At 70.6% G+C, this 12,724-nt stretch carries 6 protein-coding genes; all 6 read left to right on the top strand.

Annotated features, from left to right (window positions below; all coding sequences use genetic code 11):
* Positions 1 to 205: 205 nt before the first annotated feature.
* The 6 genes from ACFWGJ_RS13440 (at position 206) to fxsT (ending at position 12,635) form a co-directional block, all read left to right on the top strand.
* The gene (locus ACFWGJ_RS13440; protein ID WP_387323295.1) at positions 206 to 1,126 is read left to right on the top strand and encodes an LLM class F420-dependent oxidoreductase; all 921 of its coding nucleotides are present in this window, start codon (positions 206 to 208) and stop codon (positions 1,124 to 1,126) included.
* Between the two features lie 157 nt (positions 1,127 to 1,283).
* Positions 1,284 to 2,780, top strand: coding sequence for a 3' terminal RNA ribose 2'-O-methyltransferase Hen1 (locus ACFWGJ_RS13435; RefSeq protein ID WP_387323294.1), 1,497 nt, complete (start codon positions 1,284 to 1,286; stop codon positions 2,778 to 2,780).
* Entirely contained in the window at positions 2,777 to 5,353 is a 2,577-nt protein-coding gene (locus ACFWGJ_RS13430; protein WP_387323292.1) for a polynucleotide kinase-phosphatase, read from the top strand. The genes ACFWGJ_RS13435 and ACFWGJ_RS13430 overlap by 4 nt, the downstream gene beginning before the upstream one ends.
* Positions 5,354 to 5,501: 148 nt before the next feature.
* On the top strand, positions 5,502 to 7,058 hold the full coding sequence (locus ACFWGJ_RS13425; RefSeq protein WP_387323290.1) for a hypothetical protein: 1,557 nt from the start codon (positions 5,502 to 5,504) through the stop codon (positions 7,056 to 7,058).
* Positions 7,055 to 8,164, top strand: coding sequence for an AAA family ATPase (locus ACFWGJ_RS13420; protein WP_387323288.1), 1,110 nt, complete (start codon positions 7,055 to 7,057; stop codon positions 8,162 to 8,164). The genes ACFWGJ_RS13425 and ACFWGJ_RS13420 overlap by 4 nt, the downstream gene beginning before the upstream one ends.
* Positions 8,091 to 12,635, top strand: coding sequence for an FxSxx-COOH system tetratricopeptide repeat protein (fxsT, locus tag ACFWGJ_RS13415; RefSeq protein WP_387323286.1), 4,545 nt, complete (start codon positions 8,091 to 8,093; stop codon positions 12,633 to 12,635). Before ACFWGJ_RS13420 ends, fxsT begins: the two co-directional genes overlap by 74 nt.
* Positions 12,636 to 12,724 lie beyond the last annotated feature (89 nt).

The following is a 12,724-nucleotide window of genomic DNA, read 5'->3' as shown; positions in this document are numbered from 1 at the left end:
GGCTGAATGATCACCGAAATCAGCCCGTCCGGCGTTTGAGGACGAGCGCGCAGCGCGATTGGGGGGCGAGGGGGCGCAGCCCCCGTGCAGTGACGGGAAGGGTAGGGGCGGCGGGGGCGCAAACCCCACCTCGCCCACCCCCCCCCCGGGGGCAACCGGCCGTACCGATGGCGCCGAGCCGCATACGACCGTGCAGGATGGAGCCATGGATCTTCGAATCTTCACCGAGCCCCAGCAAGGGGCGACCTACGACACCCTGCTCGCCGTGGCGAAGGCCACCGAAGACCTCGGCTTCGATGCCTTCTTCCGCTCGGACCACTACCTGCGCATGGGCTCCGCGGACGGCCTCCCCGGCCCCACGGACGCCTGGATCACCCTCGCCGGACTCGCCCGCGAGACCAAGCGGATCCGCCTCGGCACCCTGATGACGGCCGGTACCTTCCGCCTGCCCGGCGTCCTGGCGATCCAGGTCGCGCAGGTCGACCAGATGTCCGGCGGCCGGGTCGAACTGGGCCTGGGCGCGGGCTGGTTCGAGGAGGAGCACAAGGCGTACGGCATCCCGTTCCCGAAGGAGAAGTTCGCCCGCCTGGAGGAGCAGCTGGCGATCGTCACCGGGCTGTGGGAGACCGAGGTCGGCGAGACCTTCTCCTACGACGGCACCCACTACCAGCTCACCGACTCGCCCGCGCTGCCCAAGCCCGCGCAGTCCAAGGTGCCGGTGCTCATCGGCGGCCACGGCGCGTCCCGTACGCCGCGCCTCGCGGGCCGGTACGCGGACGAGTTCAACATGCCGTTCGCGTCCGTCGAGGACAGCGAGCGCCAGTTCGGCCGGGTGCGGGCCGCCGCCGAGCAGGCCGGCCGCAAGGGCTCCGACCTGGTCTATTCGAACGCGCTCGTCGCCTGTGTCGGCAAGGACGACGCCGAGGTGGCCCGCCGGGCGGCGGCGATCGGCCGTGAGGTGGAGGAGCTGAAGGCCAACGGCCTGGCGGGCTCCCCGGCCGAGGTCGTCGACAGGATCGGCCGTTTCGCGGAGATCGGCTCCCAGCGGGTCTACCTCCAGATCCTCGACCTCGACGACCTGGACCACCTGGACCTCATCTCCTCCCAGGTCCAGTCCCAGCTCTGAGCGGTGGTGCCCCGCAGGGGCGCAGGAGCGCGGGGCCGTGCCGGCGGCCCCGCGCCCTCGAAAATGCCTGGGTGCGTCGGAACTGTTCCCTGTACGTTGGGCGGGCGCGCGGAAACGGCAGGTTTCCGCAGTTCAGAAGATGTTTCGAGGCAGATCAGTGTTCCTTGCGATCAGTACCACCGGCGCCCCGGAGCGCCCCGCGACCGACCTCGGCTATCTCCTGCACAAGCATCCTGACAAAGCGCAGGCGTTCAGTACTTCCTACGGCAAGGCGCACGTCTTCTATCCCGATGCGAGCGCGGAGCGCTGCACGGCGGCGCTGCTCCTGGAGCTGGACGCGGTGGCGCTGGTCCGCCGCGGCAAGGGCGAGGGCCGCGGCGGAGCACCGGACGCGGCCCTCGCGCAGTACGTCAACGACCGCCCGTACGCAGCTTCTTCGCTCCTCGCCGTGGCGCTGAGCAGCGTGTTCTCCAGCGCGATGAAGGGCGTCTGCCAGGCGAGGCCGGAGCTGCCCGCGCGCCCGCTGCCCCTGCGTATCGAGGTGCCCGCACTGCCGGCCAGCGGCGGCGCCGCTCTCGTACGCGCGCTGTTCGAGCCGCTCGGGTGGACGGTGGGCGCGGAGCCGGTGGCGCTGGACACGGAGTTCCCCCAGTGGGGCGACTCGCGCTACGTGAGCCTCGTACTCGAAGGGGAACAGCGTCTCGCGGACGCCTTGCGGCACCTGTACGTCCTGCTGCCGGTGCTCGACGACGCCAAGCACTACTGGGTCTCCTCCGACGAGGTGGACAAGCTGCTGCGGGCCGGGGAGGGCTGGCTGTCGGACCACCCGGAGCAGGAGCTGATCACCAGCCGTTATCTGGCGCGCCGTGCGTCGCTCACCCGGCAGGCCAGGGAGAGGCTGGAGCTCGTACGGCTCGCCGAGACGGACGACAGCGCCGTCGAGGAGATCGACAACGCCGTCGACGAGCGGACGGACACCGAGGAGGCGCCCGTGCCGCTCGCGGTCCGGCGGCGGGAGGCGATCGTCGCCGCGCTGCGGACGACCGGCGCCTCCAGGGTGCTCGATCTCGGCTGCGGACAGGGCCAGTTGGTGCAGGAGCTGCTCAAGGACACGCGGTACACGGAGATCGTCGGGGTCGACGTGTCGGTGCGGGCGCTCACCGTCGCCGCGCGGCGGCTCGGCCTGGACCGGATGGGGGAGCGGCAGTCCGAGCGCGTCAGGCTCGTCCAGGGCTCGCTCGCCTACACCGACAAGCGGCTCAAGGGGTACGACGCGGCGGTGCTCAGCGAGGTCGTCGAACACCTCGACCTGCCGCGGCTGCCCGCCCTGGAGTACGCGGTGTTCGGCTCCGCGCGCCCCGGAACGGTGATCGTGACGACACCGAACGTCGAGTACAACGTCCGCTGGGACACCCTCCCGGCCGGCCATGTCCGGCACGGCGACCACCGCTTCGAGTGGACGCGCGCCGAGTTCCGCGCGTGGGCGGGCGAGGTGGCCGAACGGCACGGCTACGGCGTGGAGTTCGTACCGGTAGGGCCCGACGACCCCGAGGTGGGACCACCGACCCAGATGGCGGTCTTCGCACTGCGCGCACAGGACACGCGCCCACGGCACACCCGCGCACAGGACACGAAGGAGGAGAAGGCCGCATGAGCGACAACGACACCAGGGTGCGTACGCTGCCCGTCACCGACCTCTCCCTCGTCGTCCTGATCGGCGCGTCCGGCTCGGGCAAGTCCACCTTCGCCCGGCGGCACTTCAAGCCGACCGAGGTGATCTCCTCGGACTTCTGCCGGGGCCTCGTCGCCGACGACGAGAACGACCAGAGCGCCAGCAAGGACGCCTTCGACGTCCTCGGCTACATCGCGGGCAAGCGGCTCGCGGCGGGCCGGCGCACCGTCGTGGACGCGACCAGTGTGCAGCCTGACAGCCGCAGGCAGCTGATCGAGCTGGCCAGGAAGCACGACGTGCTGCCCATCGCCATCGTGCTGGACGTGCCCGAGGAGGTGTGCGCCGAGCGCAACGCCTCGCGCACCGACCGCGCCGGGATGCCGCGCCGCGTCGTCCAGCGGCACATCCGCGAACTGCGGCGCTCGCTCAAGCAGTTGGAGCGCGAGGGCTTCAGGAAGGTGCACGTCCTGCGGGGTGTGGAGGAGGTCGGGACCGCGGAGGTCCGTACCGAGAAGCGGTACAACGACCTGACCCACCTCACCGGCCCCTTCGACATCATCGGCGACATCCACGGCTGCGCTGCCGAACTGGAGTCGCTGCTGGTGAAGTTGGGCTACGCGGACGGCGTGCACCCCGAGGGGCGCACGGCCGTGTTCGTCGGCGACCTCGTCGACCGCGGCCCCGACTCCCCGGGCGTCCTGCGCCGGGTGATGTCCATGGTCGGCTCCGGAAACGCCCTGTGCGTACCGGGCAACCACGAGAACAAGTACGGCCGCCACCTCAAGGGCCGCAAGGTCCAGCCCACCCACGGCCTCGCCGAGACCATCGCGCAGATGGAGAACGAGAGCGACGAATTCAAGCAGCAGGTAAGGGAGTTCGTCGACGGGCTGGTCAGCCACTACGTCCTCGACGGCGGCGGCCTCGTCGTCTGCCACGCGGGACTGCCCGAGAAGTACCACGGCCGCACCTCGGGCCGGGTGCGCTCGCACGCGCTCTACGGCGAGACCACCGGCGAGACCGACGAGTTCGGGCTGCCCGTGCGCTATCCGTGGGCCGAGGACTACCGGGGCCGGGCGGCCGTCGTCTACGGCCACACCCCCGTGCCGGAGGCCACCTGGCTCAACAACACCATCTGCCTGGACACCGGCGCCGTGTTCGGCGGCAAACTCACCGCGCTGCGCTGGCCGGAGCGCGAACTCGTCGACGTACCGGCCGAGAAGGTCTGGTACGAGCCGGTCAGGCCGCTGGCCTCCGAGGCGCCGGGCGGACACGAGGGACGGCCGCTCGACCTCGCGGACGTGCACGGCCGCCGTGTCGTCGAGACCCGGCACGCGGGCCGCGTCTCCGTACGCGAGGAGAACGCCGCCGCGGCCCTGGAGGTCATGAGCCGCTTCGCCGTGGACCCCCGCCTGATGCCGTACCTGCCGCCGACCATGGCCCCGACCGCGACCTCCCGTGCGGAGGGCTATCTGGAACACCCGGCCGAGGCCTTCGAGCAGTACCGGACCGACGGGGTCACGCGGGTCGTGTGCGAGGAGAAGCACATGGGATCGCGGGCGGTGGCGCTGGTGTGCCGCACCGCCGAGACCGCGCGCGAACGATTCGGGACGACGACCGGGGTCACGGGCGCGCTCTACACCCGTACCGGGCGCCCCTTCTTCCCGGAGCCGACCGGTTCCGGCGGTTCGGGCGCGGGTGGCTCCCTCACCGAGGAGATCCTCGGCCGGGTGCGGGACGCCGTCACGGAGGCCGGCCTGTGGGAGGAACTGGAGACGGACTGGCTGCTGCTCGACGCCGAACTGCTGCCCTGGTCGCTCAAGGCCTCCGGACTGCTGCGCTCGCAGTACGCCGCAGTGGGCGCCGCGGCCGGGGCGGTGTTCCCGGGAGCGGTGGCCGCGCTGGAGAGGGCGGCGGCACGGGGCATCGAGGTCGGGGACCTGCTCACCAAGCAGCGGGAACGGGCCGAGGACGCGGCCGCCTTCACCGATGCCTACCAGCGGTACTGCTGGCCCACGTCCGGTCTGGAAGGGGTGCGGCTCGCCCCCTTCCAGATCCTCGCCACGCAGGGGCGGAGCCTGGCCGCCGTCCCGCACGACGAGCAGCTGACCCTGATCGACCGCCTGGTGACGGCCGACCCGTCCGGGCTGCTGAGCACCACCCGACGCCTGTTCGTCGACACGGACGACCCGGCGTCGGTACGGGCCGGGATCGACTGGTGGCTGGAGATGACCGGTCGCGGCGGCGAGGGCATGGTGGTCAAGCCGGTCCGGGCGGTGGCCCGCACGGCCAAGGGCCGGCTGGTCCAGCCGGGGATCAAGTGCCGGGGCCGGGAGTACCTGCGGATCATCTACGGCCCGGAGTACACCCGCCCCGAGAACCTCGACCGCCTGCGGGGACGCTCCCTCAACCACAAGCGCTCCCTCGCCCTGCGCGAGTACGCACTGGGCCTGGAGGCCCTGGACCGACTCGCCGGCGGCGAACCGCTGTGGCGGGTGCACGAGGCCGTGTTCGGGGTGCTGGCGCTGGAGTCGGAGCCGGTGGATCCTCGGTTGTAGGCAATCGATGCCGACAGACGCGCGGCGCGGCGGACCAGCCGCGCCGCAAGCGCTGCACGCGCCCTCAAGGGCACCTGGTTAACCGTGAGTTGCCATGCTATCTTCGCAGGTCGATCCAGCAGGTGTACCGACTCATGGGGGACAGTCGGTGGGGACAGGCGCGGGATTCGGCGAGCCCGGGAGTGATCCCGGCCGTGTACGGGGACTTGAGCTGCTGGCCGAGCTGACGGAAGCACTGTGCGAACTGAGCTGCCTGGACGACGGACAGACACGGATGCAGTTCGGCCAGGTGCTCGGAGAGCATCTGGGCAGATCCGTGGAACCACGCGGCATCAGACTCCGCGACGACGCCGCCCTCTTCGCCCGCGTCGCATTGAGCGTGACGGGCGGTGAGCGCGTACTCCTGTTGGTGGTGCGGGTGTACGAAGGGCCCATGGCGGCCACCGAGTTGGAGCGGATCTTCTCCCCGGTGGTCCGCTCGGTGCCGGACGCGATGCCGTCCGGCCCGCTGTCCAGGGAGGACCAGCGCGCCGCGCGCAGCCGTCTGGACGCCGCCAAGGGCGAAGTGCCGTCCGCGCGATTACGGGACGAACTGGTCCTGGAGCTGAACGGTCTCGACCTGCCGATGGGGCTCTCCGTCGAGCAACTCTTCACCTTCACCGCGGAGTTGAACGTCCAGTCCGACGGCCTTCCGCCCGCCGTCCTGCTCATGGACCTGGCGGCCGCACTCACCGCGGTGACGTCCGACCACCGGACCGCCCTGGCCTCCTGGGCCAAGGAGTGGGCCCAGGAGGCGGAGCTGTCCGAAGAACTGGAGCGGCGCCGGGTACGGCGTGCCGCCGCCGCGTACGACCCGGAGATCCCCCGCTGCCTGGTCGTGTCCGTGGAGCCCGCGCGGGACGGATCGGACGAGGTCATGGTCCGTTCCTGGCTCAACACGACCCGCGGCCGGTGGAATCCGCAGCCCGGCGAACCCGGGACCACCCGGCTCGACGCCCTCGGACCGACCGTCGAGCGGGCGCTGTGCCAGGGGGCCCGCCTGTGGACGACCGAGCACGACTCGTCCTCGGGTGGACACGCACAGGTGCCGCCGTACGTGGAGTTCGTCCTTCCGTACGACCTCCTCAACCACGATGTGGCCGGGTTGATGCTCCGGATCGGCGACGCGAGTCCGTTACCGCTCGCGCTGAAGCACCCGGTCCATCTACGCAGTCTGGAGCGGATGCGTACCACCGACGTACGGGTCCGGCAGCAGTGGCAGGAGCGCTGGCGCGGCCTCGGCGAGCGCGGAGTCGTGGTGCACCGCTGGAGCGAGTCCGACGTCAGGCGGCTGGACGAGTGGGGAACCGCGCTGGCAGGCGACAACGGTCACACGGCGGTGGTGATGGACGCGCCTGGCTCCGCTTCACCCTTGGCCGCGCTCAAGGCTGCCATCGCCGAGGGGATCGGGCTTGCTCTGTGGGATCGCCGGGGTGTTTTCCTTGAGGAGCGGCGGGAAGTGCTGACTGCCGTGTTCGCGTCAGTGCCGACGCCCACGCAGATTCCCCTGGCCATCCACCGTCTTCGCCTCAAGGCCGCGCTCGACGACAGCCGGTTCCTTCTGCTGGGGCGTCATGTCGCCTTCTTCTGGGACGACCCGAATCGTCGCGTCGACTTCCATGATCTCGACCAAGACCTTCCCGCCGGCAAGGAGGCACCGACATGACCGAACTGGAGCAGACGGCCCCCAGCGACTGGCGCGTCTTCCACGCCACCGGACGCACCCCCGACGCGTCCCCGTCCCGGCTGCCCGAGCCGCCGCCGTGGCGGCGGTTCCGCGGCGGGCCGCCCCAGCCCGCTCCGCCGGACGACACGGAGGCCGCACTGCGGCGGCTGGGGACCAGCGGCGTGATCCGGCAGCTCGGCGCCAAGGAGACCGACATCGTCAACGCGGCCCTGGTGCTGCGCCGGCCGCTGCTGGTGACCGGGCCTCCCGGCATCGGAAAGTCCACCCTCGCCTATCTCGTCGCGCGGGAACTCGGCCTGGGGCGGGTCCTCGAATGGAGCATCGTCAGCCGCACCACCCTGCGCGACGGCCTGCACACGTACGACGCTCTCGGACGCGCACAGGCGATCGCCGCGTGGCGGGCGGGACTCCGGGGCGAGGACGCGACGGAGTTCTCCGATCGTGCCGACGGCACGGAGGGCGCGACTGCCGACGGGAGGGGGCGTGCGGTCTCGGAAAACCGTCAACAGGCTCCAAAAATTGGTGAGTTCATTACTCTGGGCGCCCTGGGGACGGCTCTGCTGCCCTACGATCGTCCCCGAGTCCTGCTCGTGGACGAACTGGACAAAAGTGATATCGACCTGCCCAACGACCTGCTGCACGTGTTGGAGAACGGAAGCTATGAGATCCCGGAACTGGTGCGCGACGCCGCCGAGTCGGCCGTCGTGCACACCAGCGACCCGGGCGGACATGCCGTGGTGCGCGACGGCAGGATCGAGTGCCGGGAGTTCCCCGTCGTCGTGATCACCAGTAACGGGGAGAGGGAGTTCCCGGCGGCGTTCCGCAGGCGCTGCCTCCCGCTGGAGCTGCAGTCGCCCACGAGGGAGCAGCTTCTGGCCATCGTGGTGAGCCATCTGACGGAGCTTCCGGAGGGTGCCGAGTCCCTGGTCGACGACTACCTGCACCGGGTGGGGGGTGGAGGTACCCATTCCCTCGATCAGTTGCTGAACGCTGTGCAGCTGACTACTCTGAGTGGTTCCCAGGGCGATGCTGCCGGGCGTAAGCTCGTTGAAATGCTCCTCCGCGATCTCGCGAAGGGCCGCTGAATTGACCGGCGTTCACTGGCAGCGCTCATCCGGGCACGGCGACGGGAACCCCACCACCGGGGCGTCGTCCCGCTCGGCGTTGCCCGAAGCCGACGCGGACCCCGCACCGCACTGGAAAGAGCTGGCGGACGCCGTATGGCTCGCGGCCCACTGGGAACGTCACGCGCGGCACGGCCCCGACCCGGGCGACGATGCCGGTGGCGGAACTCCCGCCCCACCGGGTCCGGACGGCACCACGGTGCGGCTTCCGCACAGCGGCCCGTCGGCCTCCGACCCCGTACAGCAGCCGCCCGAGGCCACCTCCGGTGACGGGGGTCGCTCCGGCGAACCGTCGATCCGGCCCGTTTCGTTGCCGGGCGGTGCTTTCGAGGACGCGACGACGCGGCCTCGGCTCTTATCCGATCCCGGGGGGTTCGAGGTCCTGCGTGTCGGCGGGCCGCTGCTGCCCGACGCGGCGGCGTCGCCCGCAGGACCGGCTCCGGGCAGGGAGACGGCCCGGCTCGCGCGTTCCCTGCACGGGCTCGGCCGCCGTGTGCCGTCCAGGCTCGCCGAAGAGCTGGACGAGGAGACCACCGCTGAACGAGGCATCGTCGACGGGCTGTGGCTGCCCTTCCTCAAACCGGCCCTGACCTCCTCCTTCGACCTCGTCCTGCTGATCGACGACGCGCCCACCATGCGGATCTGGAGCGACTGGACCAGTCGGCTGGCGCAGGCGGCCGAGGAGAGCGGGGCCTTCCGCGCCGTGCGCGTCGTCCGGGTCGCGGTCCCGCGCGCCGGAACGGCGACCGTGCGCCGCGGCGCGGACCAGGCTCCCGCCGACCCCGCCGAACTGCTCGACGGAAGCGGCGATCGCGTGTTCCTGGTCGTCACCGACGGTCTGGCCCACGGCTGGGCGGGCTCCGCGGCCGACATGCTGCTCAGCCGTCTGGGCCGGGCGGGCCCCACCGCGCTCGTCCACCTGCTGCCGCCCCACCTGCGCCACCGCTCCTCGCTCGACCCCCATCAGGCGTTGCTCGCCGCCGGGGGATTCGGCGCGACCAACGAGAGCCTGGAGTACCGGCCGCCCGCCCACGGTCCCGACCCGATGCGTCCGCTGCCGGAGCGGGGCGACGGGGCCGTTCCCGTACCTGTGCTGTCCCGCAAACCGGCCTCGATCGCCGCCTGGGCCGATCTCGTCACGGGGATGCACGGGGTGTCCCGCGAGCTGCCCGTCGTCCTGGCCGGCACCCTCACGAAGGGTGCGCCCGCGCCGGGACTGGACGCCCCAGGGCATTCCGGCGCCGCGCCGGACGCGGTGCGCCGCTTCTTCGGTCTCGCGTCTCCGGCCGCGCGCCGGATGGCGTCGCACATGGCCGCCATGCCCTTCGACCTGGAACTGGTCGACCAGTACCGCGAACGGGTCACGCCGGCCACCGGCGTCGACGATCTCGCCGAGATCCTGATGGGCGGTCTGATCGACTGGAACGGGGCCGGCGACGAGCGGCCGGAGTTCGCCGAGGGGGTCAGGGAAGAGCTCCTCGCGACCGTGACCCGAACCGATCTCCACCTGACAATCGACGCGCTGAGCGACCTTCCGGCGGCCGGCGAACAGGGTGTGGCGCTGCGCGACGCGCTGCGTGATCCGGAAGGCGCCGCACTGCCCGATCCGGCGGAGCGGGCCTGGGTACTGACGCAGTTGGCCGCCCTGCGCGCACTGTCCGGTCGTCGTTACTCCGAACGTGCACAGCGCATTGCACCGCATGTGCCACGATTCGCGGCCGCTGTAGCAAAACCTCCTGTTTCTGGTGCTTCGTCCGGTGCGGGATCGGGCAGTGAGAAACCCGAGTCGAGAGTCCCCGATCCTGATCCACCTGGAGAGCGTGTGGCGAGCCCGGTTACCGAAACATCCCTACCCGAGTCCCCGGAGGCTGAGCCCCCCATGACGAGCAGCGCGGCCGGCACCCCGGCGACCGGAACACCGGCGATCGGAACGCCGGCTCTCATGGTGAACGTTCCGTTGCGGAACACCTCGTTCGTGGGCCGGACGGAGCTCCTACAGGCGGTGGAGAGGCGGCTGGACACCCAGGACACCGCGGCTGTGCTGCCGCACGCGCTGCACGGGCTGGGCGGGGTGGGGAAATCACAGCTCGCGCTGGAATACGTCTACCGTCACCAGCGGGAATACAACGTGATCTGCTGGATCCCGGCCGAGCGGGAGAGCCTGATCCTGACGGCACTCGCGGGCTTGGCCGTCCGTCTGCGGGTGACCCCCGCGGGGCAGGACGGAAGCAACGCCCCGGCCGCCAACACGGCCGTACCGGCTGTGCTCGAAGCGCTGCGCACGGGATCGCCGTACGACAAATGGCTGCTGATTTTCGACAATGCCGAGAATATCGAACTGGTTCGCCGCTTTTTCCCCGGGAACGGCCCTGGAAAGATCATTGTCACGTCGCGGAACCCCGAATGGGAACGAGTGGCGGCGCCTCTTCAGGTGAACGTGTTCGAGAGGCAGGAATCCGTCGAGCTTCTTCAGAAACGTTCCCCGGACCTCTCCGCGGAGGACGCCGACCTGCTCGCCGGGGCCCTGGGCGACCTGCCGCTCGCCGTGGAGCAGGCCGGAGCCTGGCGCGCGGTCACGGGCATGCTCGTCGAGGACTACATCGACCTGCTGGACCGGCGCAGTCCGGAGATCCTCCACCTCGACCCGGCCCCCGACTACCCGGTCTCCGTCGCCGCGGCATGGGACATCTCGCTGGAGCGGATCAAGGAGAACAGCCCCGGGGCGCGCGAACTCCTGGACATCTGCGCCTGTATGGCCCCCGAGCCCATTCCGCTCTCGCTGCTGCGCAGGAGCCGCGGAATCGACATCTCACCCCACGTCGACCCCATTCTCGGCGAGGCGATCAAACGCGGCCGGGCCGTTCGCGCCCTGACCCAGTTCTCCTTGGTAAAACTGGACCTTCGAGCCAACACACTCCAGATGCACCGTCTGCTGCAAAATGTGCTCCTCGCCAAGCAGGGGCCCGAGGAACGTGAGCGTATGCAAAACGCGGCCCACCAGCTTCTGTCGGCGGCCAAACCCGGCCACTACGCATCGTCGCAGGAATGGCCTGCCTATCAGGCGCTGCTGCCGCACGTGCTGAGTTCCCAGGCTGTGACGAACACGGACAGGGATGTCCGTGAACTGGTCTACGACACCACGCTGTTCCTCTACTTCTGGGGTGACCACGAAGGTGCCGCCGCCCTCGCGAGGCAGGCCTACAGCGCATGGCTCGAAGCCTCCGGCGAGGAGGACATCCACGTCATCCGCATCTCGAAGATCCTGGCGTTCCTGCTGCGTATCGTCGGTGAGGGTGCCGAGTCCATCCAGCACAACGAGAAGGCGCTGGAGCTCTCGCGCCGAGGGGTGGTCGAGGAGGAGGACCTGATCGACTCCATGATCGAGCTGGCCGACGCGCGACGCTACCAGGGCAGGTTCGCGGAGGCCCGTGACCTCGGTCAGGAAGCCACCGAACGCGCGCGTGCCCAGCTGGGGCTGGACGACGAGATCGCGTTGCGGGCCGCGCACAGCTGGGGCGTGGACCTCCGGCTGTGCGGCCAGTTCCGCGAGGCACTGCCCATGGACCAGGAGACGGCGCGGCTGCGCGAGGAGATGCTCGGTCCTGCCAGCTTCCTCACGTTGAACACACTCAACGGACTGGCGCTCGACATGCGCGAGAGCGGGGACTACCCGGGCGCCCGCGTGTTCCAGGAGGACGTGCACCGCCAGGCGCGCGCCGCCCTCGGTGACGACCACCCGCTCACCCTGCGCATCGCTGGCAACCTTGCCATCTGCCGACGTCGTGACGGTGCGATCGCCGATGCCGCCAAGCTCTCCGACGAGACCCTGCACGCCTTCGTGGCCGGGTACACGAGCAGCCACCCCGAGTCCCTCGCGATGGCCATCAACGTCAGTGTCGACCGGCGTCTCGCCGGCGACCTGGACGGTTCGCGCGCGCTGGGCGAGACGACGCTCGCCGGCTGCACGAAGCGCTTCGGCCCCGACCACGCCTACACCCTGCTCCTGAAGGCCAACCTCGCCGCCACACTGCGGGGTCTCGGGGATCTCGCCCTCGCGCAGGAGTACGAGGACGACGCCGCCACCCGGCTCGCGCGGACACTCGGAGAACGCCATGTGACGACACTGACGGTCGGCATCGGTCAGGCGAACACGGAGTACCAGCTGCTGGACTTCGAGCGGGCCCGCGCGATCGACGAGGCCAATCTTCCCCTGTTGACCGAGGCCGCGGGAGCTGAACACCCGCTCACTCTTGCCTGTGCCTCGAACCTGGGACTCGACCTGAGAGGGCTGGGGCGGGTGCAGGAGGCGGACGAGATGGAGCGGCGAGCGGTCCAGGGCTTCGGGCGAGTGGTCCGGGAGGACCATCCGTGGCTGGTTGCGGTCCGTCTGCGCCGGCGGATCGAGTGCGACATCGCGCCGATGCCGCTGTGACACGGCGTCCCGGGCAGGTCCGGCACGCCGTGCCGTCCGGGACGGGACGCGGTGCCGGGCACGGGGACGAAGCCGTACGGGAACCTTGA

This window comes from Streptomyces sp. NPDC060205, from assembly GCF_042728395.1.
In the GTDB taxonomy this organism is placed as follows: domain Bacteria; phylum Actinomycetota; class Actinomycetes; order Streptomycetales; family Streptomycetaceae; genus Streptomyces.
This window is presented reverse-complemented; position numbering and strand designations above follow the sequence as displayed.